22 protein-coding genes and 3 tRNA genes are annotated in these 22,896 nt (G+C 73.5%); 6 read left to right on the forward strand and 19 right to left on the reverse strand.

The window, feature by feature from the left end:
* Positions 1-33 precede the first annotated feature (33 nt).
* Positions 34-1,080, forward strand: coding sequence for an adenosine deaminase (locus HGAM_RS01430; RefSeq protein ID WP_019143689.1), 1,047 nt, complete (start codon positions 34-36; stop codon positions 1,078-1,080).
* Between the two features lie 9 nt (positions 1,081-1,089).
* Positions 1,090-1,659 (forward strand): hypothetical protein, encoded by a 570-nt coding sequence (locus tag HGAM_RS17175; protein ID WP_019143690.1) that lies wholly within the window; start codon positions 1,090-1,092, stop codon positions 1,657-1,659.
* 3 nt (positions 1,660-1,662) lie between these two features.
* Here the strand turns inward: HGAM_RS17175 and HGAM_RS01440 are convergent, their stop codons facing one another.
* The 9 genes from HGAM_RS01440 to HGAM_RS01480 all read right to left on the reverse strand — a co-directional run bounded on the left by HGAM_RS01440 (position 1,663) and on the right by HGAM_RS01480 (position 7,330).
* Entirely contained in the window at positions 1,663-2,700 is a 1,038-nt protein-coding gene (locus tag HGAM_RS01440) for a UDP-N-acetylmuramate dehydrogenase (protein ID WP_261794696.1), read from the reverse strand.
* A 71-nt stretch (positions 2,701-2,771) separates the two neighbouring features.
* The gene (gene rpmG, locus HGAM_RS01445; RefSeq protein ID WP_019143692.1) at positions 2,772-2,942 is read right to left on the reverse strand and encodes a 50S ribosomal protein L33; all 171 of its coding nucleotides are present in this window, start codon (positions 2,940-2,942) and stop codon (positions 2,772-2,774) included.
* Between the two features lie 44 nt (positions 2,943-2,986).
* Positions 2,987-3,060 (reverse strand) — tRNA-Met (locus tag HGAM_RS01450).
* 28 nt (positions 3,061-3,088) lie between these two features.
* Positions 3,089-3,161: transfer RNA gene (locus HGAM_RS01455), tRNA-Thr, on the reverse strand.
* Positions 3,162-3,245: 84 nt separating this feature from the next.
* Entirely contained in the window at positions 3,246-4,271 is a 1,026-nt protein-coding gene (locus HGAM_RS01460; protein ID WP_019143693.1) for a quinone-dependent dihydroorotate dehydrogenase, read from the reverse strand.
* A 31-nt stretch (positions 4,272-4,302) separates the two neighbouring features.
* Positions 4,303-4,875, reverse strand: coding sequence for a hypothetical protein (locus tag HGAM_RS01465; RefSeq protein ID WP_019143694.1), 573 nt, complete (start codon positions 4,873-4,875; stop codon positions 4,303-4,305).
* Between the two features lie 9 nt (positions 4,876-4,884).
* On the reverse strand, positions 4,885-6,030 hold the full coding sequence (locus tag HGAM_RS01470; RefSeq protein WP_038951468.1) for a zinc-dependent alcohol dehydrogenase: 1,146 nt from the start codon (positions 6,028-6,030) through the stop codon (positions 4,885-4,887).
* A 93-nt stretch (positions 6,031-6,123) separates the two neighbouring features.
* Entirely contained in the window at positions 6,124-7,074 is a 951-nt protein-coding gene (locus HGAM_RS01475) for a 2-hydroxyacid dehydrogenase (protein ID WP_019143696.1), read from the reverse strand.
* 174 nt (positions 7,075-7,248) lie between these two features.
* Positions 7,249-7,330: transfer RNA gene (locus tag HGAM_RS01480), tRNA-Tyr, on the reverse strand.
* A gap of 93 nt (positions 7,331-7,423) precedes the next feature.
* Between HGAM_RS01480 and HGAM_RS01485 the strand changes: the two genes are divergently transcribed.
* A complete protein-coding gene (locus HGAM_RS01485; protein WP_019143697.1) occupies positions 7,424-7,915 on the forward strand; it encodes a YajQ family cyclic di-GMP-binding protein in 492 nt (163 codons plus the stop codon).
* Between the two features lie 12 nt (positions 7,916-7,927).
* On the opposite strand, the gene HGAM_RS01490 is transcribed toward HGAM_RS01485, so the two are convergent.
* A complete protein-coding gene (locus HGAM_RS01490; RefSeq protein ID WP_019143698.1) occupies positions 7,928-9,268 on the reverse strand; it encodes a proton-conducting transporter transmembrane domain-containing protein in 1,341 nt (446 codons plus the stop codon).
* A 45-nt stretch (positions 9,269-9,313) separates the two neighbouring features.
* On the opposite strand from HGAM_RS01490, the gene rarD reads away from it, so the two are divergent.
* The 3 genes from rarD to HGAM_RS01505 all read left to right on the forward strand — a co-directional run bounded on the left by rarD (position 9,314) and on the right by HGAM_RS01505 (position 13,111).
* Positions 9,314-10,222, forward strand: coding sequence for an EamA family transporter RarD (gene rarD, locus HGAM_RS17180; RefSeq protein WP_019143699.1), 909 nt, complete (start codon positions 9,314-9,316; stop codon positions 10,220-10,222).
* A gap of 135 nt (positions 10,223-10,357) precedes the next feature.
* A complete protein-coding gene (locus HGAM_RS01500; protein ID WP_038951469.1) occupies positions 10,358-11,275 on the forward strand; it encodes a hypothetical protein in 918 nt (305 codons plus the stop codon).
* Between the two features lie 96 nt (positions 11,276-11,371).
* The gene (locus HGAM_RS01505; RefSeq protein WP_020693873.1) at positions 11,372-13,111 is read left to right on the forward strand and encodes a hypothetical protein; all 1,740 of its coding nucleotides are present in this window, start codon (positions 11,372-11,374) and stop codon (positions 13,109-13,111) included.
* Positions 13,112-13,171: 60 nt separating this feature from the next.
* Here the strand turns inward: HGAM_RS01505 and HGAM_RS01510 are convergent, their stop codons facing one another.
* From HGAM_RS01510 to HGAM_RS17195, 9 genes are all read right to left on the reverse strand, one after another.
* Positions 13,172-14,164: a polyprenyl synthetase family protein gene (locus HGAM_RS01510; protein ID WP_019143700.1), complete on the reverse strand. Its 993-nt coding sequence runs from the start codon at positions 14,162-14,164 to the stop codon at positions 13,172-13,174.
* Between the two features lie 51 nt (positions 14,165-14,215).
* Positions 14,216-15,796, reverse strand: coding sequence for an NADH-quinone oxidoreductase subunit NuoN (nuoN, locus tag HGAM_RS01515; protein WP_019143701.1), 1,581 nt, complete (start codon positions 15,794-15,796; stop codon positions 14,216-14,218).
* Positions 15,796-17,331 carry an NADH-quinone oxidoreductase subunit M gene (locus HGAM_RS01520; protein ID WP_020691475.1) on the reverse strand — a complete coding sequence of 512 codons (1,536 nt, stop codon included), beginning with the start codon at positions 17,329-17,331 and terminating at the stop codon, positions 15,796-15,798. Before HGAM_RS01520 ends, nuoN begins: the two co-directional genes overlap by 1 nt.
* Positions 17,328-19,214, reverse strand: coding sequence for an NADH-quinone oxidoreductase subunit L (nuoL, locus tag HGAM_RS01525; RefSeq protein WP_038951470.1), 1,887 nt, complete (start codon positions 19,212-19,214; stop codon positions 17,328-17,330). The genes HGAM_RS01520 and nuoL overlap by 4 nt, the downstream gene beginning before the upstream one ends.
* A 10-nt stretch (positions 19,215-19,224) precedes the next feature.
* Entirely contained in the window at positions 19,225-19,518 is a 294-nt protein-coding gene (nuoK, locus tag HGAM_RS01530) for an NADH-quinone oxidoreductase subunit NuoK (protein ID WP_019143704.1), read from the reverse strand.
* Entirely contained in the window at positions 19,515-20,282 is a 768-nt protein-coding gene (locus HGAM_RS17185; RefSeq protein ID WP_019143705.1) for an NADH-quinone oxidoreductase subunit J, read from the reverse strand. The genes nuoK and HGAM_RS17185 overlap by 4 nt, the downstream gene beginning before the upstream one ends.
* Positions 20,279-20,827 (reverse strand): NADH-quinone oxidoreductase subunit NuoI, encoded by a 549-nt coding sequence (gene nuoI / locus HGAM_RS01540; RefSeq protein ID WP_019143706.1) that lies wholly within the window; start codon positions 20,825-20,827, stop codon positions 20,279-20,281. The genes HGAM_RS17185 and nuoI overlap by 4 nt, the downstream gene beginning before the upstream one ends.
* Positions 20,820-22,097: an NADH-quinone oxidoreductase subunit NuoH gene (gene nuoH, locus HGAM_RS17190; RefSeq protein WP_019143707.1), complete on the reverse strand. Its 1,278-nt coding sequence runs from the start codon at positions 22,095-22,097 to the stop codon at positions 20,820-20,822. Before nuoH ends, nuoI begins: the two co-directional genes overlap by 8 nt.
* A partial coding sequence (locus tag HGAM_RS17195; RefSeq protein ID WP_172636411.1) for a molybdopterin-dependent oxidoreductase occupies positions 22,094-22,896 on the reverse strand: 803 nt, incomplete at its 5' end. The genes nuoH and HGAM_RS17195, both read right to left, overlap by 4 nt.

Raw genomic sequence — 22,896 nt, forward strand, 5'->3', positions numbered from 1 at the left:
AGGAGGCGTCGCGGACGCGGTAGCGTCGCGGCCGTGGGCACCGACCGAGCGCAGGACCGACCGAACGGCGCACGCAGCCTGACCGCGCTGCCCAAGGCGCACCTGCACCTGCACTTCACCGGCTCGATGCGGCACGGGACGCTGCTGGAGCTGGCCGAGCGCGACGGCGTCCGCCTGCCGCCGTCGCTCGTCGAGGAGTGGCCGCCGCAGCTCGCCGCCACCGACGAGAAGGGCTGGTTCCGCTTCCAGCGGCTGTACGACGTCGCCCGCTCGGTGCTGCGCACGGAGCCGGACGTCCGCCGGCTGGTGCGCGAGGCCGCCGAGGACGACCTCGCCGACGGCGCGGTCTGGACCGAGATCCAGGTCGACCCGTCCGGCTACGGCGGACGCTTCGGCGGCATCACCGCGTTCACCGACCTCGTGCTGGACGCGGTGCGCGACGCCGAGCGGACGACCGGGCTGCGGATGGGCGTCGTCGTGGCCGCCAACCGCACCCGCCACCCGCTGGACGCGCGCACGCTGGCCCGGCTCGCCGCCCAGTACGCCGGCCGCGGGGTGCTGGGCTTCGGGCTCTCCAACGACGAACGCCGCGGCACGACCGAGGACTTCGCCCCCGCCTTCGCGATCGCCTCGCGGGCCGGGCTGGCGTCCGTGCCGCACGGCGGCGAGCTGCTCGGGCCGGCGCACGTGACGCAGTGCCTGGACCACCTGCACCCCGACCGCCTGGGCCACGGCGTGCGGTCCAGCGAGGACCCGCGCGTGCTCGACCGGGTCGCCGCCGCCGGGGTCGCGCTCGAGGTGTGCCCCAGCTCCAACGTCGCGCTCGGCGTCTACCGGACGATCGACGAGGTGCCGGTGCGCACGCTGGTCGAGCACGGCGTGCAGGTCGCGCTCGGCGCCGACGACCCGCTGCTGTTCGGCTCCCGGCTCGCCGGGCAGTACGCGCTGCTGCGAGCGGCGCAGGACTTCAGCGACGACGAGCTGGCCGAGCTGGCCCGCATGTCGCTGCGGGCCAGCCGCGCCCCGCAGGACGTCCGCGAGCCGGCGTTGTCCGCCGTCGACGAGTGGCTGCGCAGCTAGTCTGTCCCGGTGAGCAACCAGGAGCCCGGCACCCCCGACGGAGCCGACGGACAGCAGCGCCCCGGCGACCCCCAGCCGCCCGAGCCGCCGGCCGGCGGGGCGCAGCCGTGGCCCCAGCAGCCGCCGCCGCAGCAGGACTGGCAGCAGCCCGGGTGGCCGCAGCAGCCGCCCCCGCAGGGCTGGCAGCAGCCCGGGTGGCAGGAGGCGCCCCAGCAGGGATGGGAGCGGCCGGGTTGGCCGCCGCCGCAGCCGGCCCCACGGCCCGAGAACAAGCTGGGCGGCGCGACGACCGCCCTCGTGCTCGGGCTGGTGGCCCTGGCCGGCGGCGTCGTCTGCGGGCTGCCGCTGCTGGTCGGGCCGTTCGCGTGGGTCACGGGCGCGCGCGCCCGCAACGAGATCGACCGCTACCCCGGACGCTGGACGAACCGCTCCGAGGCGACCGCCGGCATGGTCATGGGCATCGTCGCGACCGTGCTGGTCGTGCTGGCCGTCCTGCTGATCGCGCTGTTCCTGGTGATCGGCTTCAGCGGCGGGTTCGAGGACCCCGGCTACGACGGCGGCGAGTGGGACTCGGTCTGAGCCTCAGAGCTCGGCGCCGACGAGCACCGGCTCGTTGACCAGCCGGACGCCGTAGGCCCGCTCGACCCCGTCGCGCACCTCGCGCGCCAGGTCGAGCAGCTCGGCGGTGCTCGCGCCGCCGCGGTTGGTCAGGGCGAGCGGGTGCTTCGTCGACAGCGACACCGCGCCGTGCCCGTGCCCCTTGGCGAAGCCGGCGTGGTCGATGAGCCACGCCGCGCTGGTCTTGACCGAGCCGTCCGGCTGGGCGAACCGCGGGGCGTCCGCGGGCAGCCGCTCGGCCTGCTCGGGGCTCAGCACCGGGTTGGTGAAGAACGACCCGGCGCTCCAGGTGTCGTGGTCGTCGGCGTCCAGCACCATGCCCTTGCCGCGACGCAGACCGAGGACGGCCTCGCGGACGTCCGCGAGCGGCGCCCGCTCCCCCACCTGGACGCCGAGCGTGCGGGCGAGCTCGGCGTACGCCACGGGTGCCCCGAGGTCGCCCAGGCGCAGCTGGAACGACACGGTGAGGACGACGTGGCGGCCGGGCTCGGCCTTGAACCGGCTGTGCCGGTAGGAGAAGTCGAGCCGGTCGGCGAAGAACGTCCGGACGGCCTGCTCGCGGCGGTCGTAGACCCGCACCGCCGAGATCGTCTGCGCGACCTCCTGGCCGTAGGCGCCGACGTTCTGGATCGGGGTGGCCCCGGTCGAGCCGGGGATGCCCGAGAGCGCCTCGACGCCCACCCAGCCCTCGGCGACCGTGCGGGCGACCAGGTCGTCCCACGGCTCGCCGGCCTGCACGTGGATGCTGGCGCCGCTGCAGGTGTCGGCGTCGACCGTGACGCCGCGGGTCAGGACCCGCACGACCGTGCCGTCGAAGCCGGCGTCGGCGACCACCAGGTTGCTGCCGCCGCCGACGACCAGGACGGGCTCGCCGGCGTCGTCGGCCGCGCGCACCGCCTCGACGAGCTCGGCCTCGGTGGTGGCGTCGACGACGCGGCGGGCGGGACCGCCGAGACGCAGGGTGGTCAGCTCGGCCAGGCGCATGGCGTCGAGGCTAGCCAACCGGGCCCCGGACGCAGCACGACCCCCGCGCCGCCGGAGCGGATCGGGGGTCGTGCCGGACGCCGAGACGTTCAGCGGGTCTCGCGGTGAAGCGTGTGGCGCTTGTCGCGCGGGCAGTACTTCTTCATCTCGAGGCGATCGGGGTCGTTGCGGCGGTTCTTCTTGGTGATGTAGTTCCGCTCCTTGCACTCGGTGCAGGCCAGGGTGACCTTGGGGCGGACGTCGCTGCTCTTGCTCGCCACGGTGGTGCCTCTTGTTTCTGTCGAATGCGTACGTACGTTGTCGGTAGCGGGGGCGGGACTCGAACCCGCGACACCACGATTATGAGCCGTGTGCTCTAACCACCTGAGCTACCCCGCCACGGGTCGCGATCGCTGCCGCGTCCCAGAGCCCCTTTACGGAATCGAACCGTAGACCTTTTCCTTACCATGGAAACGCTCTGCCGACTGAGCTAAAGGGGCGAACCGACGGAGACTCTACAGGGTGCTCCCGGCGTTCGCGAAATCGGGGGTCGGGTCAGCCCGATAACGCTGGAACGACGGGGCCTAGAGCGTCGCCGCCGCGAGCCGTCGGGGCCACAACGGACCCTCGTAGGCGAAGCCGGTGTAGCCCTGCACGAGGTCCGCCCCGGCGGCCAGCCGGTCGCGGACGTCCTGCGGGGTGGTGACCCCACCCACGCCGACGAGCGCGAGCCGGTCGCCGACCCCGGCCCGCAGCCGGCCGAGCACCTCGGTCGCGCGTCCGGCCAGCACCGGGCCGGACAGCCCGCCGGCGCCGGCACGGTCGACCGTGGGGCGGTCGGTGCGCAGGGTCGCGGGCCGCTCGATGGTCGTGTTGGTGGCGATGATCCCGTCCAGCCCCACCTCGAGCGCGAGCGCGGCGACCGCGTCGACGTCGTCGTCGGCGAGGTCGGGCGCGATCTTCACCAGCAGCGGGACGTGCGCGCGCGTCATCCGGTCGGCGGTGTCACGCACCGACGTCAGCAGCGGGCGCAGCGTCTCGACCGCCTGCAGGTCGCGCAGGCCGGGAGTGTTGGGGCTGGAGACGTTCACCACGAGGTAGGACGCGTAGGGCGCGAGCAGCCGCGTGCTCTCGACGTAGTCGGCGACGGCCTGGTCGGCCGGCACCACCTTGGTCTTGCCGATGTTGACGCCGATGACGGCACCCTCGCCCACCGGCGTGCGGCGCAGCCGGTGCAGGCGTCCGGCCACCACGGCGGCGCCCTCGTTGTTGAAGCCCATGCGGTTGACGATCGCCCGGTCGGCGACGAGCCGGTGCAGGCGCGGGCGCAGGTTGCCCGGCTGCGGCCGCGCGGTGACGGTGCCGACCTCCACGTGGCCGAAGCCGAGCGCGAGCAGGCCGGGGACGGCACGGGCGTTCTTGTCGAACCCGGCGGCGAGCCCGAACGCATTGGGGAACTCCACGCCCATGACGGTGCGCGGGTCCCGCGGCGCGGGGAGCGCGCGTCGGGTGGCGGGGGCGGCGAGCCGGATGGCCTCGAAGGCGCGATGGTGCGCGTCCTCGGGGTCCATGCGGGTCAGGACCTTGTCGAACAAGACGTCGTAGACCACGCGGCCAGGCTAGCGGCCCGCCGCCGCACCCTCAGTGCCGCGCGCCGCGCGCGACCCGGCGCACCCCCTTCATGGCGGCCCAGCCGCCGAGCAGCCAGGGACCGGCGACCACGAGCGGGTCGAGCCACTGGTGACGGACGTCCACGCGGCCGGGACGGCGGCGCGAGGAGACCCCGTACTCCTTCTCGGTCGACAGTCCGGTGCCCATCACCGGGTTGTCGGGGTTCTTGCTGAACCAGGAGGCGACGTGGTTCTCCACGACGTCGACCCGGTCGCCGGCCATCAGGAGCAGCCAGTGCGCAGCCCGACCCTCGCTGTAGCGGGCGTAGGCGAGCCGGCGGATCGCACCCGAGGCGCCCTTGAGCGGCGCGCTCGTGCCGAACGCCGGCGTCAGCCGGGCGTGCTCGATCGAGCGCTCCCTGGGTCGCAGCTCGGGCTGCTGCGGCGGCAGCTCCCAGTGGGCACCGGTCGCCTCGGGGGCGTAGCGCTCGCGCGGGACGGCCGGGCGGTCGGCGGGGTCGAGGTCGGCACCCCAGCCGGGGATGCGGGCGCGCAGCTCGTCGGCGCCAGGAGCCTGGCGCGGGGCGTTCGCGGTGTAGGGCATGGGTCCTCCTCAGGCGTCCGGGACGATGACCGGCTTGATGCAGTCGTCGAGCTTGGCCGAGAACAGGTGGTACGCCTCGGCGACGTGCTCGAGCGGCACGCGGTGGGTGATGATGTCGCGCGGGCTGAGGTAGCCGTGGCGGATGTGCTCCAGCAGGCGCGGCCACTGGCGCTTCACCGGGGCCTGGTTCATGCGCAGGGTGAGCCCCTTGTTCATGGCGTCGCCGAACTTCACGGCGCTGAACATCGGACCATAGGCGCCCATGACCGAGACCGTGCCGCCCTTGCGGACCCCGTCGATCGCCCAGTTCAGCGCGATGGGCGACCCGCCCTGGAGCTTGAGCTTGGCCGCCGTGACGTGCTGGGTGAAGTTCCCGTCCGCCTCGGCGCCGACGGCGTCGATCACCCGGTCGGCCCCGAGGAAGTCGGTCTGCTTCTTCATCTCGAGGACGATGTCGTCGACCTGGCCGAAGTTGATCGTCTCGGCGTGGGCGAACGTGCGCGCCTTCTCCAGCCGGTAGTCCAGGTGGTCGATCACGATGACCCGGCCGGCGCCCATGAGCCACGCCGAGCGGGCCGCGAACAGCCCGACCGGTCCGGCGCCCAGGACGACCACCGTGTCGCCCTCGACGATGTCGGCCAGCTGCGCGCCGAAGTAGCCGGTCGAGAGGGCGTCCGTCATCAGCAGTGCGTCCTCCTCGTGGAGGTCGTCGGGGATGACCGACGGGCCGACGTCGGCGAACGGCACGCGCACCCGTTCGGCCTGGCCGCCGTCGTAGCCGCCGCAGGTGTGCGAGTAGCCGTAGATGCCGCCGACGGCGGTGGCGTTCGGGTTCACGTTGTGACAGTTGGAGTACAGCCCGCGCGCGCAGAACCAGCACGAGCCGCAGTAGATGTTGAACGGGACCATGACCCGGTCGCCGACCTTCAGGTTCTGGACGTCCGGCCCGACCTCCTCGACGACCCCGATGAACTCGTGGCCGAAGGTCATCCCGACGCGGGTGTCGGGCATCATCCCGTGGTACAGGTGCAGGTCGGACCCGCAGATCGCCGCGCGCGTGACACGCACGATGGCGTCCCCGGGGTGCTCGATCACCGGGTCGGGCTTGCTCTGGACGCGGACCTTGTACGGACCGCGGTAGACCATCGCTCTCATGGGATCCCCCTCGCTCGTCCTTGGTGTGGCGGAGGGGTACCCGGGAGACGCGCGGCGTCACGCCGATCTAGGCGAGGACGAGCAGTGCCTCGCTCACGCGCCGTCGAGCGGGGTGACGAGCCGGCCGTCGACGAGGAAGGCGTGCACGTTGTCGAGCACCAGGCGGGTCATCTGCGTGCGGGTCTCGACGGTCGCCGAGCCGATGTGCGGGGTGAGCACCACGTTGTCCAGCGCCAGCAGGCGGGGCGAGACGCGCGGCTCGTCGGCGAAGACGTCCAGGCCGGCCGCACCGAGGCGTCCGCTCTCGAGCGCGTCGACCAGGGCCGCCTCGTCGACCACGCTGCCGCGGCCGACGTTGACCAGGACGCCCTCGGGCCCGAGCCGGTCCAGGACGTCGGCGTCCACCAGCGGCTCGCCGCCGCCCGGCGCGGTCACGACCAGCACCTCGACGGCGTCCGCGAGCGCGGCGACGGACGGGTGGTAGGCGTACGGGCAGTCGGCCACGGGGCGCCGGTTGTGGTACCCGATCTCGCAGTGGAAGCCCTCGAGCCGCTCGGCGACGGCGGTGCCGATGCGGCCCATGCCGACGATGCCGACGGTGCGTCCGGTGAGCTGGCCGGTGAGCCCGAACGTCTCGCCGGCGGCCCAGCGGCCGTCGCGCACGAAGCGGTCGGCGGCCGAGACCCCGCGCACCGCGTCCAGCACGAGGGCGACGGCCGTGTCGGCGACGGCGTCGGTGAGCATGCCCGGGGTGGTCGCCACCTCGATGCCCCGGCGCCCGGCGACCTCCAGGTCGATCGCGTCGACCCCCACGCCGAAGCTCACGACGGCTCCCAGCGAACCCACGGCGTCCAGCGCGGCGCCGTCGACGCCGTGCCGCGCCGTCGTGACGCCGACGGTGACGTCGTCACCCAGCGCGGCCAGCGCCTCGAGCCGTCCCTCGGCCCCCGGCCGCGGCACCGTCACCGCGCCGAAGCGCTCGGACAGCGCGTCCGCGAGGTCGGCGGGGAGCGGGGCGAGCTGGACGACGCGAGCGGCGGTCATGGGTCTCCTTCGAACGACGGCACTGGCACGCTAGCGGCCCGGGGCCGCGCGCGGGGCGTCCTGCCGGCGACAGGGCGAGGTGGTTCGCAGGTGGCATGACGCCATGCCCGCCCGGCACCGGCCGGGACTGCGAAGGGCCCCGACCAGGAGGTCGGGGCCCTTCGTCGTGCGGCGTGGCAGGTAGAGGATTCGAACCTCTGAAGGCGAAGCCGTCTGATTTACAGTCAGATCCCTTTGGCCACTCGGGCAACCTGCCGCACGTGTTGCCGGGGCAACGACATGGAACCTTACAACAGCCCCCTAGGCTGGGAGAAACCAGTCCACCCGAAGCAGCGCAGGAGCATCTCCCATGGCCGACGCCTCGTTCGACATCGTCAGCAAGATCGACCGCCAGGAGGCCGACAACGCCCTCCAGCAGGCCGCGAAGGAGATCTCGCAGCGCTACGACTTCAAGAACACCGGCGCCTCGATCGAGTGGAGCGGCGAGCTCGGCATCCTGATCAAGGCCAACGCCGACGAGCGCGCGCTGGCCGTGCTGGACGTGTTCAAGGAGAAGCTGATCAAGCGCGGCATCTCGCTGAAGGCGCTCGAGAGCGAGGAGCCCAAGCAGTCGGGCAAGGAGGTCCGGCTCACCGGCACCTTCCAGTCCGGGCTCAACCAGGAGCAGGCCAAGCAGGTCGCCAAGATCATCCGCGACGAGGGCCCGAAGGGCGTCAAGGCGCAGGTGCAGGGCGACGAGCTGCGCGTGACCGGCAAGAAGCGCGACGACCTGCAGGAGGTCATCGCGCTACTCAAGGGCAAGGACCTCGACTTCGCCCTGCAGTTCACCAACTACCGCTGAGCGCGGTCCGGCTCAGTAGCTGAGCGGCAGCAGCAGCAGGACGAGCGCGGCCAGCACGACCGTCGTCGTCGCGACCCGGATGGAGACCGGCGGCGACGGGCTCAGCTGCACGGCCTCGGTCGGCCGGGCGACGAGGCCCAGCACGGCGCGCAGCACCGCGACGGCGCCGGCGACCAGGTAGAGGGCCACGGCCGCGCCGAGGAACCAGCGCGCGTCCCAGGCGTCCTCGAGCACGGCCCACGCCGACGCCGAGGCGGTCCACGACGGCGGCAGGCCGGCGCGGGCGAGCAGGGCGACCACGACCGCCACGCCCATGACCGGCTCGGTGCGCACCAGGCCGCGCAGCCGCGCGGGCTCGACGCTGCCGCGGCGGCGCGCGGCGACGGCGAGCATGCCCACCAGGCCGAGGACCGCGAGCACCTGCACGAGCAGCCACAGCCCCGCGTCGTCGCCGCGGTAGCCGGCCATGGCGGCCGCCGCCGTGCCCAGCGTCGTCCAGCGCACCAGGCCGAGCAGGTCGGTGGCCCGCAGCGCCCCGACCGCCGCGCCCAGCAGGCACAGGGTGAGCAGGAGCTCGGCCGGGAGCAGGTTGGCGTGGCCGCCGACGGCGTCCAGGAAGGACAGCAGCTGGTTGACCAGCAGGGCGCCGCTCACCGCGGGGATGCTGGCGAGCAGGGCCACGACCACGGACGCCCGCGGGAAGACGACCGCCGGCCACCGGCTCGGCAGGCCGCCGGCCACGACCAGCGGAAGCACGGCCACGACCGCGACGGCGACGTGGGACCCGCTGGTCGTGCCGCCCGGCGGGGCGTAGGCGAAGAACCCCATCTCGCCGAGCACGCCTCGGCTGAGCGCGACCGCGCCGAGCTCGGACTCCACGACCAGCGCGGCCGCGAACGACACCGCGGCCGCCCCGACGAGCACGATCAGGCCCTGCCGGGCGTCCTCGCGCGCCTGCTCGTCACCCACCCGCACCGCCGAGACGCCGATGACCGCCGCGGCGGAGACGGCGAGCGCCGCCGTGGCGCCGCCGACGTCCGCGGCGCGCTCGGTGATGACGCCGCCGGCGGCGGCCACGAGCACCCCGGCGTGGAACAGCGTCGGCGGCATCGACTCCTCGTAGTTCACGACGTTGGCCACGAGCAGGACGCCCAGCGCCGCGGTGAGGCTCAGCAGGCCCGGGCGGTCCTGGCCGACGACCATGACGAGCGCGACCACGACGGCCAGCGACGCCGGGATGCCCGAGCCGAGCCACGTGCGCCGCGGCACCAGCCGGTCGACCAGGAGCCCGGCCACCAGACCTCCGAGGAGGACGGCGGACGGGCCGAGGACGTCCCAGCTGAAGAAGGTCACGGGCCAGCAGTCTAGGGCGCGACGGGGCGGGCATACCCTGCGCACGTGGACGAGTCTCGCTCAGGCCTGGCGCTCGGTGCCGGCGCCTACCTGTGCTGGGGTCTGTTCCCCCTCTACTGGCCGCTGCTCGAGCCGGCGGGCGCCCTGGAGTCGCTGAGCCACCGAGTCGTGTGGTCGCTGGGGTTCGTGGCGATCCTGCTCACCGTCACCCGCCGCTGGGGCGCCTTCCGCGTCCTGTGGCGCGACCCGGTCCGGCTGCTGTTCCTGGGCCTGGCCTCGGTGGTCATCGCGATCAACTGGGGTGCCTTCATCTGGGGCGTCACCAACGGGCACGTGATCGAGACGTCGCTGGGCTACTTCATCAACCCGCTCGTGACCGTGCTGCTGGGCGTGCTCGTGCTGGGCGAGCAGCTGCGCCCGGTGCAGTGGGTCGCGGTCGGCGTCGGCGCCGTGGCCGTCGTGGTGCTGACCGTCGACTACGGACGCCTGCCCTACGTCGCCCTGGCCGTGGCCGCGTCGTTCGCGATCTACGGCTTCCTCAAGAAGCGCGCCCAGCTGGGGGCCATCGAGTCGCTGGCGGTTGAGACCGCCCTGCTGACCCCGGTCGCGCTCGGCTACCTGGTGTTCCTGCAGCTCACGGGGTCGCTGGTGTTCGGGCACGAGGGCACCGGGAACGCGCTGCTGCTGGCCGGCACCGGCGTGGTCACCGCCGTGCCGCTGCTGCTCTTCGGCGGCGCCGCGACGCGGCTCAGCCTCACCAGCCTCGGGCTCCTGCAGTACCTCGGTCCGATCCTGCAGTTCGTGTTCGGCCTGCTGGTGTTCGACGAGGCGATGAGCGGCGCGCGATGGGCCGGATTCGTGCTCGTCTGGCTCGCCCTCGTGCTGTTCACCGCGGACGCCCTGCGGGCCCGTCGGCGCGTGCTGCGCCGGGCCGCCGAGAACGTCGCCTGCTAGTCCGCGGAAGCGCGACGAGGCCCGGCCCGCCGGGTCCTTCGCGCCCTCCTGCCCGGCTCGCCACTTCGGGATGCATGCTCGAAAAACCGGACGTACCTTCGAAGGGCACCGTGTCACCCGTCACAGGAGCAGGCCATGACCGCCGTCGCGCGCAGCACCGTCCGGGCTCTCGCCTGGGCCGTCCTCGCGTGCGCCGCCTGGGTCGTGCTCGTGCTGGTCTCGGCCTCGGGCGCCCACGCCGACGAGCCCCGTGACGAGGGCCGCGACCGTCCCGTGACGAAGCTGGTCGACGGCCTCACCGAGCCGCTCACCGGCTCGTTGACCCGTGGCCTGCGTCCCGCCACCGACCCGGTGCTGAAGCCGGTCGAGAAGGCGGTGGCCCCGGTCGTGGAGCCGGTGACCGAGGTCGTGCGCAAGGTCGCCGAGCCGGTCGTCCGTCCCGTCGTCGAGAAGGTGGCGGAGCCGATCGCCCCGCTCGACCGCGAGGTCGTTGCCCCGGTCAGCTCCACGCTCGGCCGCACGCTCGCGCCGGCCACCCGCCCGTTGGAGCCGGTGCTCGAGCCCGTCCTCGACCCGGTCTCGGAGACCACCGACGAGGCGGTCGACCCGCAGCCGCGGCCCGTCGAGCGCGACGTCGTCCCGCCCAGCCCGGCCGCCGCCGACGCCGCAGCACCCACGGCCGACGCGGACGTCGACCGCCCGGCGGCCGTGACCCAGCCGGGTCTCGTCGCCGACCGGCACCTCGACCCCGCCACCGCGCGCCTCGGCGGTCTCCCGTCCCCCGTCGACACCTCCGCCGACGTCGTCGCGGCAGCCGGCCAGCAGGCGGCCGCCGCGACGCTCGAGCCCGGCCTGACGCTGGCCACGCCGACCGCCTCGAGCGGCTCGGCGTCCACACCCACCGCCGCGGGCCCGGCGACCGGACCGTTCGCCGCCACGCCCACCGATCTCGTCGTCCTACTGCGGCCCGAGCCGATCGCGCTCGCCGCGCTGCCGCGAGACGCCGACCACGACTCCCAGCACCACCTGCGCCCCGACGTCTCACCTGGATGAGTGCGCCCTCGCCCGGCCCTGGCCGCGGCGACGCCCCCGGACGCCCAGCGTCCGACCGCACTCCCCATTCCTTGTGAGACGAAAGGTCTTCTTCCCATGCACACCTGGATCAAGCGATCCCTCGGTGTGGCCGCAGTCGCAGGCGGGCTCGTGCTCGCCGGCGCCGCGACGGCCCACGCCGACGACGGCTCACAGCCGTCCCCGTCCACGTCGTTGTCCGCACCGATCGAGATCGACAAGCTCTCGATCGGGCTGGGCAGCGAGGATCACGAGCAGTCCAGCGGCCGCACCAGCTGCGGCTGCTCCGGCACCGGCACCGGCGAGTCCCGCTCGTCGGAGCGCTCCGGCCTCGAGGTCGAGGTCGGCCGCACGACCGTCGACCCGGTCGCGACCCTCGGCGGCACCAGCAGGTCGCACGAGGGTGACGACGCGGCGAGCGTCGAGGCACCCGTCCACGTCGAGAAGGTGACCGCCGGCCTGGGGTCCACCGAGGAGCGGACGAGCTCGGGATCGGGCTCGACCACGACGCGCGACGCGGCCTCCGGGCTCGGCGTGGACGTGGGCGAGGTCGACGCCGACCCCGCCGCCACGCTGGGTGGTGATGACCGCGGTCTCGAGGTGGAGGCCCCGGTGGACGTCGAGCACGTCGAGCTGGGTCTCGGCAGCCGTGAGTCCAGCACCACCACGGGCGGCACCGGCGCCGGCGGCGGCACCACCACCGACCGCACCGAGTCCGGCCTCGGCCTCGACATCGGCGAGCTCACCACCCAGCCCGTCGTCGACCTCGACGGCACCCACCACGACGACGACAGCAACCCACTGATCGACGTCCCGCTCGACCTCGACGGCATCGAGCTCGGCCTCGGCAGCCGGGACTCCAGCACCACCACGGGCAGCACCGGCACCGGCGGCGGCACCACCACCGACCGCACCGAGTCCGGCCTCGGCCTCGACATCGGCGACCTCACCACCCAGCCCGTCGTCGACCTCGACGGCGTGCTGACCGTCGAGCTGCCCATCTCGCTCGGCGGCATCGACCTGGGCCTGGGCCGCACCGAGACGTCGACGACGACCGGCCCGGAGACTCCGGCACCCGGTGACGGCGGCACCCCGACGACCCCGGTCGTCCCCACCACGCCGACCACGCCGACCACGCCGACCCAGCCGGGCACCGGTCAGCCGGGTCCTGACGGCATCGGCGGTCTTCCGGATCCGGGCACCGATCAGCCGGGCCCCGACGGCATCGGCGGTCTTCCCGATCCCGGCACCGGTAACGGCACGACGCCGGGCGCCAGTGGCACGAGCCCGGTCGTGACCCTGCCGGGCACCGGCGGCAACGGCACCGGCAGCGCCGGTCGTCCGACGCTGGGCGGTGGCCTGCTCGGCACCGTCGTCGGCACGGTGACCGGCGGCCTGGCGGACGTGGTCGAGGGCCTCCTCGGGGGCGGCCAGGCGACCACGCCGACGGTCCCGGACGCCCCGACCACGCCGGCGATCCCGGACGTGACGGAGCCGGGCACGCGTCCGGGGCCCACCGACCCGGCGCCGGCTCCCGAGCCGACCGACCCGGGCACGCACGGTCCCGGCACCGGCGGCACCCCGCCGGCCGAGGGCCCGGACTGCGGCTGCGAGGGCGGCGGCGCCGGCCCGGCCGGCGACGCGACCGATGCGGTCGGCGACGTCGTGGGCAGCACCACGGAGATCGTGGACGAGGTCGTCGAGACGGTCACCGAGACCGTGTCGGACACCGTCGACGCCGTCACCGACGTGGTGGACGGCGCGACCAAGGGCCTCACGGGTGGCACGGCGGCGCCCGCGGAGGACGACGACTGCTGAGTCGTCGGACCGGACGGTCGTGGCCGGGCTCTCGGGCCCGGCCACGGCCGCCGTGGTGAATCAGGTCAGACGGTTGGCCACGACGTCGCACAGCGCCCGCAGGGCCTCGCGGGCCGGGACGTCGGGCAGCTTGTCGAGCAGCGCCCGGGCCGCGTCGGCCTCGGCCTGGACGTGGGCGCGAGCCTCGTCCATCGCCGGGTGGGCGCGCAGCAGGGCCAGCGCCTCGGCGTGCTCGTCGTCGTCGGTCAGCGGCGTGGCCAGCAGCTCGCGCAGGCGGGCGTCGGCCGGGTCGGTCGAGCCGATCGCGATGAGCGTGGGCAGGGTCAGCACACCCTCGCGCAGGTCGGTGCCGGGCGTCTTGCCGGACGTCTCGGAGTCGGCGGCCACGTCGAGCACGTCGTCGGCGAGCTGGAAGGCCGAGCCGATGCGCTCGCCGTACTCACCGAGCGCGGCCTGCACCTCGTCGGAGGCGCCCGACTCGCGCGCACCCATGAGGGCGGACGCGGCGATGAGCGAGCCGGTCTTGTCGGCGACCACGCCCAGGTAGTGACGCAGCGGGTCACCGCCCTCGGCCGGGCCGAGCGTCTCGTGGATCTGCCCGCGCACGAGGCGCGAGAACGTGCGGGCCTGGATGTGGACGGCCTCGGGGCCGAGGTCGGCCACGATGTCGGAGGCGAGGGCGAACAGGTAGTCGCCGGCCAGGATGGCCAGCGAGTTGTCCCAGCGGGCGTTCGCGCTCTGCGCGCCGCGGCGCTTGGGCGCCTCGTCCATGACGTCGTCGTGGTAGAGCGTGGCCAGGTGGGTCAGCTCGACCACGGTGGCCGCCTCGACGACCTCGTCGCGGGCGGGGTCGCCGAACTCGGCGGCCAGCAGCGTCAGCAGCGGGCGGAAGCGCTTGCCCCCGGCGTTGAGCAGGTGCGAGGCGATCTCGGCGACGAAGCGCTCGTCGCGGTTCACGGCCGCCTGGAGCCGCGTCTCGACCCGGTCGACGCCGGCCTGGACGCGCGCCTCCAGCACGTCGTCGGTGAAGGACACACCGAGGCTCGTGGTCATGGGGCCGCACACACTCCTAGGTCCGGTCCGGGCCGGGCGGGACGACGCGGGTCACCGGACGAACGCGCCTGCCTGCTGCGCGAGATCGAGCACCGGACCCGGCATCACGCCGAGCGCCACCGTCGCCACGGCGGCGACGGTGACCACTACGGTAGTCATGGCGCCGGGCACGGCAAGCAGCGGCCCGTCCGGGCGCGGCTCGTCGAAGAACATGGTCAGCACGACCCGCACGTAGAAGAACGCCGCCACCGCCGACACCAGCACGCCGAGCACGACCAGCGGCCACAGCCCGCCGGCCCAGGCGGCGCTGAACACGCCCCACTTGCCGATGAAGCCCGCGGTCAGCGGGATGCCGGCGAACGAGAGCATGAACAGCGCGAACGCACCCGCGAGCCACGGCGCGCGTCGGCCCAGCCCGGTCCAGGTCTCGAGGTCGGTGGACTCGCCGCTGGCGTCGCGCACGAGCATCACGACCGCGAACGCGCCGATCGTCGCCACCCCGTAGGCGGTCAGGTAGAACAGCGCCGACGAGACGGACGTGACGCCGTCGCCGCCCTGCGCGCCCACGACGCCGACCAGGATGAACCCGGCGTGCGCGATCGAGGAGTAGGCGAGCATCCGCTTGACGTCGCCCTGCGCGATCGAGCCGACCGCACCGACCAGCATCGTCAGCGCGGCGACGGCCCAGAACGCGGGCTGCCAGTCCCACTCGGCGCCGCCGAACGCGACCAGCAGCACCCGGGCCAGGGCGACCACCGCGGCCGCCTTGGTGCCGGCGGCCATGAACGCGGTGACCGGGGTCGGCGCGCCCTGGTAGACGTCCGGGGTCCAGCTGTGGAACGGGACGGCACCGACCTTGAACAGCAGGCCCACGGCGAGCAGGGCCACGCCGGCGAGCAGCAGCGGACGCTCCTGGGTGCGCGACGCGACCGCGTCCGCGACCTCGGCCAGCCCGAACCCGCCGGCGTAGCCGTAGACCAGCGCGACCCCGTAGAGGAAGAACGCCGACGAGAACGCCCCGAGCAGGAAGTACTTGAGCGCCGCCTCCTGGCTGAGCAGCCGGCGCCGTCGGGCCAGGCCGCACAGCACGTACAGCGGCAGGCTCAGCACCTCCAGCGCCACGAACATCATGAGCAGGTCGGTGCTGGCGGCGAACAGCATCATGCCCAGCAGCGCGAACAGCGCGAGCGGGAAGACCTCGGTGTGCTCCAGCCGGTGCCGGGTGGCCTCGGCCTCGCCGGGCGAGCCGGGCGCGTCCGCGGCCCGGCCGGTGAACGCGCTCAGGCCGCCACCGAGCCGACGCTCGGCGAACAGCAGCATCGACAGCAGGGCCAGCACGAGCAGCAGGCCCCAGGTGAACAGCGCGGGCCCGTCGACCGACAGCGCACCCTCCGCGGCGACCTGGCCGCGGGCAAGCACCTCACCGTCCAGGACGTCGACACGGGTGGCGGTCCAGACGGTCGTGCCGAGCGCGGCGAGCACGCCGGCGACCGCGACCGAGGCCTGGACCACGAACCGGGGGCCGCGCGGCACGAACGCCTCGAGCAGCACGCCGACCACGGCGACGGCGCCCAGCACCATGAGCGGGGCGATCAGGTCCCACTCCAGGACGGGTGCGGGGATCTCGTTCATCAGTGCCCCTCCTCGTGCGTCTCGGACTGCGCGACCGGCGCCGGCGTGCGCGGCTCCGGGTCGCCGACGCCCACCACGTGGGAGACCTCGTCGACCGCGGGCTCGATGACGTCCAGCAGCGGCTGCGGGTAGAAGCCCAGCGCGACGATGAGCACGACGAACGGGCTCAGCGCGGCCACCTCGCGGGTGCCCAGGTCGCGCATGCCGCCGACGTCCGGCGACAGCGGGCCGGTCATGGTGCGCCGGTACAGCCGCAGCACGTAGACCGCGGCCAGGACGATGCCGAGCGCGGCGATCGAGCCCAGCACCGGCTCGCGGCTGAACGTGCCGACGATGACCAGCAGCTCGGAGACGAACGGCGCCATGCCCGGCAGCGACAGGCTCGACAGGCCGCCGATCAGCAGCATCCCGGACATGATCGGCGCGATGCGCTGGACGCCGCCGAACGCCGCGACGTCGGCCGAGCCGCGCTGGGCGATCATCACGCCGGTGACCAGGAACAGCACGGCGGTCGAGAGGCCGTGGTTGAGCATGTACAGCACCGACCCGGCCATGGACGTCGTGGTGAGCGCGAAGACGCCCAGGACGATGAAGCCGAAGTGCGACACCGACGTCAGCGCGACCAGCCGGCGCAGGTCGTCCGCCCCGATCGCGAGCAGCGCGCCGTACACGATGCTGATCACCGCCAGCACCATGACGACCGGGCTGGCCCACTCCGACGCCCCCGGGAACAGCCCGAGGCAGAAGCGGATCATGCCGAACGTGCCGATCTTGTCGATGACGCTGACCATCAGCACGGACGTCGCCGGGGTGGCCGCGCCGGCGGCGTCCGGCAGCCAGGTGTGCAGCGGCCACAGCGGCGCCTTGATCGCGAAGGCCAGGAAGAACCCGACGAACAGCAGCCGCTCGGTCCACACGCCCAGGTCGAGCTGCTGCAGGTCGGTGAGCAGGTAGGACGGCTCGCCGGCGTCGGCCGACAGCACGTACAGGCCGACGACCGCGGCGAGCATGACCAGGCCACCGACGAGGTTGTAGACCAGGAAGCCGATCGCCGCCCGGCCGCGCCCGGCAGTGCCGTAGCTGCCGATGAGGAAGTAGATCGGCACCAGCGTCGCCTCGAACAGGACGTAGAACAGGAACACGTCCGTGGCGCAGAAGACGCCGATCGCGAGGCCCTCGAGCACGAGCATCCAGGCCAGGTAGCCGTTGCTGGCCCCCTCCGACGCCGGCAGCCGGTCGCGCAGCGCGGCCAGGACGACGAACGGGGTGAGCACGGTGGTGAGCAGCACGAGGGTGAGACCGAGGCCGTCGACGCCGAGCGCGTAGTGGACGCCCATCGGCTCGATCCAGGTGCGCTGCTCGGTCAGCTGCATGCCACCGGCGTCGACGTCGTAGCGGGCGAGCACGGCGAGCGACAGGGCGAGCGTGGCGCCGGTGACCGCGACGGCGAACCAGCGGCCCCAGTCGCCGCGCGGGGCGAGGGCGAGGACGAGGCCGCCGACGAGCGGCAGCAGGGCGAGGGCGGTGAGCATCATGCGATCGTCACCGCCAGGAGAGCCGCGGCCAGCGCGGCGGCGCCGGCGAACAGGACGAGCGCGTAGGAGCGGACGAACCCGGTCTGCAGCCGGCCCAGCCCCTGCGAGGCGTCGCGGAACAGCCCGGCGAGCCCGCCGACCGCGCCGGCCACGACCTGCCGGTCGAAGGCGGTGACCCCGCGCACCAGCTGGCCGGTCGGGCGGACGACGAGCGCGTCGTTGACCGCGTTGCCGTACAGCTCGTGCCGGGCGGCTCGCGTCCACCAGCCCACCTCGCGGTCGGCGGGGGCGTCGGCGGCGACCTCCCGGCGTCCGTAGGTGGCCCAGGCCAGGGCGACGCCGGCGACGACGACCACCAGCACGAGCAGGGTCAGGACGATCGCGGGCACGGGCAGCTCCTCGTGGTGGGCCTCGCCGACGACCGGCGCCAGCCAGTCGGTGATCCAGTGGCCGAGCAGCATCACGCCGCCGAGCACCGACAGCGCGGCCAGCACGACGAGCGGCACGGTCATGACGGCCGGCGACTCGTGCGGATGGACGCCGTCGCGCCAGCGCTTGCGGCCCAGGAACGTCATGACCATGAGCCGGGTCATGTAGAAGGCGGTCACCCCGGCACCGAGCAGCGTCCCGAGGCCGACCCACACGTTGAAGCCGAACGCGGTCTCGATGATCTTGTCCTTGCTCCAGAAGCCGGACAGGCCGGGGAAGCCGATGATCGCCAGGTAGCCGGCGGCGAAGGTGAAGAAGGTGATCGGCATGGCCGTGCGCAGGGCGCCGTAGTGGCGCATGTCGACGTCGTCGCCGGTGCCGTGCATGACCGAGCCCGCCCCCAGGAACATGTTCGCCTTGAAGAAGCCGTGGGTGACGAGGTGGAAGATCGCGAAGGCGTAGCCGGCCGGGCCGAGGCCGGCGGCGAGCGTCATGTAGCCGATCTGGCTCATCGTCGAGCCGGCGAGCGCCTTCTTGATGTCGTCCTTGGCGCAGCCGATCGCGGCGCCCACCAGCAGCGTCACCAGCCCGACCGCGACGACGGCGAGCCGGGCCGTCTCGCTGGCGTCGAAGATGGCCGACGACCGCACGATCAGGTACACCCCCGCCGTCACCATCGTGGCGGCGTGGATGAGGGCCGAGACGGGGGTCGGGCCCTCCATGGCGTCCAGCAGCCAGGCCTGCAGCGGCACCTGCGCGGACTTGCCGCACGCGCCCAGCAGGAGCAGCAGCCCCAGCGCCGTGACCACGCCCTGGGACAGCGCCGGGACGCCGGTGGCGACGCGGTCGATGTCGGTGGTGCCGAGGTGGGCCAGCATCAGCGCGATCGCGATGACCATGCCGAGGTCGCCGACCCGGTTCATGACGAAGGCCTTCTGCGCGGCGGCCGCGGCGGACGGCTTGTGCTGCCAGAACCCGATCAGCAGGTACGAGGCCAGGCCCACGCCCTCCCAGCCGAGGAACAGCACGAGGTAGTCGGCGGCCAGCACGAGCGTCAGCATCGAGGCGACGAACAGGTTGAGGAAGGCGAAGAACCGGCGCCGCCGCGGGTCGTCGGCCATGTACCCGATCGAGTACACGTGGATGAGCGTGCCGACGCCGGTGATGAGCAGCACGAACAGCGCCGAGAGCTGGTCGTAGGTGAGCGCCATGTCGACCCGGACGCGCCCCGCGTCGAACCAGGTGAACAGGTTCGTGGTGACCGAGCGGTCGCCGGCGTCACGCCCGGCCAGCGCGACGAACAGAACGACGCCCCACACGAACGAGGCGGCGGACGCGGCGGTGCCGATCCAGTGGCCGAACCGGTCGCTCTCCTTGCCCCAGGTGAGCAGCAGCAGCGCACCGGCGAGCGGCAGGGCGACGAGCACCCACGCGGTGTCGAGGACGTCGTTCACGACCGGCACCTCACGCCTTCAGCAGGCTCGCGTCGTCGACCGAGGTCGAGCGGCGCGTGCGGTAGATGGACACGATGATCGCCAGGCCGACCACGACCTCGGCGGCGGCGACGACCATGACGAAGAAGGCGGCCAGCTGGCCGTCCAGCTCCCCGTGCTGGCGCGAGAACGAGACGAGCGCCAGGTTCGCGGCGTTGAGCATCAGCTCCACGCACATGAACACGACGATCGCGTTGCGCCGCACCAGGACGCCCGCGGCGCCGATGGTGAACAGCAGCATCGACAGGCCCAGGTACTCCGTCATCGGTCCCTTCCCTCTCCCGTGCCGGGCTCGAGCTCGCGGGCCACGGCGTCGACCTCGGCCCGGTCGCCGGGGCGCACCTGGTCGCGGGCCCGCAGCGGGGCCGGCACGGACGCGTCCGCGACCGACCCGTCGGGCAGCAGCGCCGGGGTGTCGACCGCGTTGTGCCGGGCGAACACGCCCGGGGTGGGCAGCTGGCCGGGGTGGGTGCCGTGCCGGGCGTAGTCCTGCAGGCGTCCCTCGGCGACCTCGCGCTGGGTCAGCCGGGCGGCGAGCCGCTCGCGGTGGGCCAGCACCATAGCGCCGAGCACCGCGGTGATCAGCAGTGCGGCCGTGGCCTCGAAGGCCAGGACGTAGGGGCCGAACATGAGCGCCGCGAGCCCCTCGACGTTGCCGCCCTCGTTCGCCTGCTCGACGCCGACCACCGCGCCGGTCACCGACTGCGCGACGCCGACGACGCCGAGCGCTCCGAAGACGAGGGCCACGACCACCGCGCCGAGCCGCTGCCCGGGGATGGTCTCGGTCAGGCTCTCGGCCGTCTCGACGCCCACCAGCATGAGCACGAACAGGAACAGCATCATGATCGCGCCGGTGTAGACGACGATCTGGACCGCGAACAGGAACGGCGCTCCTTGGGCGGCGTAGAGCACCGCCAGCGAGATCATCACGACCGCCAGGCACAGCGCGGCGTGCACCGCCTTGCGGGCCAGGACGAGGCCGAGCGCGGCCAGCACCATGAACGGGGCCAGCACCCAGAACGCCGTCACGCGTCCTCCCCCGGCTTCGCGACGGCCCCCGTGTAGTAGTCGTGGTGGTCGTCGGAGAGCAGCATGTCGTGCGGCGGCTCGGTCATGCCGGGCAGCAGCGGCGCGAGCAGCTCCTCCTTGGTGTAGATCAGCGCGCTGCGGCTGTCGTCGGCGAGCTCGTACTCGTTGGTCATGGTCAGCGCCCGCGTCGGGCAGGCCTCGATGCACAGCCCGCAGAGGATGCAGCGCAGGTAGTTGATCTGGTAGACGCGGCCGTAGCGCTCGCCGGGGCTGAACCGTTCGTCCTCGGTGTTGGCCGCGCCCTCGACGTAGATGGCGTCGGCCGGGCACGCCCAGGCGCACAGCTCGCACCCGACGCACTTCTCGAGCCCGTCGGGCCAGCGGTTGAGCTGGTGACGGCCGTGGAAGCGCGGCGCCGTCGGCCGCTTCTCGAACGGGTACTGCTCGGTGACGGTCTTCTTGAACATCGTCCGGAAGGTGACGCCGAACCCGGCGACCGGGTCCCACAGCGTCTCCTTCAGCGTCCTGCTCGCGTCGTCAGGCATCGGAGTCCTCCTTGTCGCGCGCGTGGTGGGCGATGGCGGTGTGCGTCCACGGCCGGGTCGGGACGTGCGGCGCCTGGGGCGGCGGCACGGGGTAGCCGCCGGCGTAGGCGTCGAAGTCCAGCTCGTCGGCCGGCTCCTCGTCCGGGGCCGCGGACCCGCGACGTCCGGGCAGCAGCAGGGTCACGAGCAGGACGACGGCGGCGACGCCCGCGGCGACCAGCAGCGCGGTGCGGTCGAGCTGGCCCTCCTGCTGGGCCTTGCGCAGCACGATCACGGCGACCGTCCAGGCGAGCGCGACCGGGATGAGCACCTTCCAGCCGAAGCTCATGAACTGGTCGTAGCGCAGCCGCGGCAGGGTGCCGCGCAGCCAGATGAACAGGAAGATGAAGCCGAGCGTCTTGCCCAGGAACCACAGCACGGGCCAGTAGCCGTCGTTGGCGCCCTCCCAGACCTGGGCGATGCCGAACGGGGCGCGCCAGCCGCCGAGGAAGAGCGTGGTGGCGATCGCCGAGACGGTGACCATGTTGACGTACTCGGCCAGGAAGAAGAGCGCGAACTTCAGCGACGAGTACTCGGTGTGGAAGCCGCCGACGAGCTCGCCCTCGGCCTCGGGCAGGTCGAACGGGGCGCGGTTGGTCTCGCCGACCATCGCCACGACGTAGATGAGGAACGAGGGCAGCAGCGGCAGGAAGTACCAGAGGTCCTCCTGCGCGGCGACGATCTCCGACGTCGACATCGAGCCGGCGTACAGGAAGACGGTCACGAAGCTGAGCCCCATCGCGACCTCGTAGGAGATCACCTGGGCGCTGGAGCGCAGGCCGCCGAGCAGGGCGTACGTGGAGCCGGACGACCAGCCGGCGAGCACGATGCCGTAGACGCCGATCGACGTGACGGCCAGGACGTAGAGCACGCCGACGGGCAGGTCGGTCAGCTGCAGCGCGGTGTAGGTGTCGGTGAACGGGATGCGCACCTCGGGCCCGAACGGGATGACCGCCCAGGCCAGGAACGCCGGGATCGTGGCCAGGATCGGCGCCAGGACGTAGACCAGCTTGTCGGCCGCCTTGACGACCAGGTCCTCCTTGAGCGCCAGCTTCACGCCGTCGGCCAGGCTCTGCAGCAGGCCGAACGGGCCGTTGACGTTGGGGCCGACGCGGTGCTGCATGCGGGCCACGACGCGGCGCTCGAACCAGATGTTGAACAGCGTGTAGACGACCAGGATCACGAAGATCAGCACGGCCTTGAGCACGACCACCCACACCGGGTCGTTCATCGGGCCACCTCCCCGCGGACGAGCTCGACGGCCTCGCCGCGCGCGGCGTGCAGGTGGACGTCCGCCGTGGCCGGCACCCACACGACGCCGTCGGGCAGGTCGGCGGCCTCGGCCGGGTAGGTGACCCGCTCCCCCGCCGCCGTGAGGACGGTGGCCGGCTCGCCGGCGGTGAGCCCGGCGGCGTCCAGCGTGGCCAGGCTGGCCCGCACGACCGGCGGGCGCGCCGTGGCGCGGTAGGTGTCGGCGCCGTCCTGCAGGCGTCCGGAGTCGACGAGCTGGCGCCAGGTGTCGAGCACCAGCGGGGCGCCGGAGGCCACGGGTGCGGCGACCTGCGGCGCGGCGGCCCGGTCGCCGTCCCACGGGCCGAGCTCGGTCATCTCGGCCATCGCCCCCTCGGGGGTCCGGAAGCCCAGCGGCGCGCCGAGCTCCTCGGCGATGCCGGCGAGCACGCGGACGTCGGGCAGCGACCCGGCGACGTCGAGCACGCGCGGGAACGGCCGCAGCCGGCCCTCCCAGGTGACGAACGTGCCGGACTTCTCGACCGCGGGAGCCACGGGGAGCACGACGTCGGCGAGCTCGGTGACCGCGGACGCGCGCACCTCCAGGCTGACGACGAACGCGCGCTCGAGACCGGCCCGCGCCACGGCCGGGTCGGGCAGGTCGACGAGGTCGACACCGCCCACGAGCAGCCCGGCGAGACTGCCGTCGGCGGCCGCCACGAGCAGGGCCGCGGTGTCGCGGCCGGGCGCGGCCGGCAGCGACGCGACGCCCCAGGCCGCGGCGAGGTCGGCGCGGGCAG

Origin of the sequence: Aeromicrobium massiliense JC14 (genome assembly GCF_000312105.1) — a bacterium.
In the GTDB taxonomy this organism is placed as follows: domain Bacteria; phylum Actinomycetota; class Actinomycetes; order Propionibacteriales; family Nocardioidaceae; genus Aeromicrobium; species Aeromicrobium massiliense.

Bases quoted from the DNA above. Each gene is read 5' to 3' on its own strand.
- HGAM_RS01465 (WP_019143694.1), bottom strand. From the start codon at position 4,875: ATGCCCTACACCGCGAACGCCCCGCGCCAGGCTCCTGGCGCCGACGAG.
- HGAM_RS01470 (WP_038951468.1), bottom strand. From the start codon at position 6,030: ATGAGAGCGATGGTCTACCGCGGTCCGTACAAGGTCCGCGTCCAGAGC.
- HGAM_RS01475 (WP_019143696.1), bottom strand. From the start codon at position 7,074: ATGACCGCCGCTCGCGTCGTCCAGCTCGCCCCGCTCCCCGCCGACCTC.
- HGAM_RS01485 (WP_019143697.1), top strand. From the start codon at position 7,424: ATGGCCGACGCCTCGTTCGACATCGTCAGCAAGATCGACCGCCAGGAG.
- HGAM_RS01500 (WP_038951469.1), top strand. From the start codon at position 10,358: ATGACCGCCGTCGCGCGCAGCACCGTCCGGGCTCTCGCCTGGGCCGTC.
- HGAM_RS01505 (WP_020693873.1), top strand. From the start codon at position 11,372: ATGCACACCTGGATCAAGCGATCCCTCGGTGTGGCCGCAGTCGCAGGC.
- HGAM_RS01510 (WP_019143700.1), bottom strand. From the start codon at position 14,164: ATGACCACGAGCCTCGGTGTGTCCTTCACCGACGACGTGCTGGAGGCG.
- nuoN (WP_019143701.1), bottom strand. From the start codon at position 15,796: ATGAACGAGATCCCCGCACCCGTCCTGGAGTGGGACCTGATCGCCCCG.
- HGAM_RS01520 (WP_020691475.1), bottom strand. From the start codon at position 17,331: ATGATGCTCACCGCCCTCGCCCTGCTGCCGCTCGTCGGCGGCCTCGTC.
- nuoK (WP_019143704.1), bottom strand. From the start codon at position 19,518: ATGACGGAGTACCTGGGCCTGTCGATGCTGCTGTTCACCATCGGCGCC.
- nuoI (WP_019143706.1), bottom strand. From the start codon at position 20,827: ATGCCTGACGACGCGAGCAGGACGCTGAAGGAGACGCTGTGGGACCCG.
- nuoH (WP_019143707.1), bottom strand. From the start codon at position 22,097: ATGAACGACCCGGTGTGGGTGGTCGTGCTCAAGGCCGTGCTGATCTTC.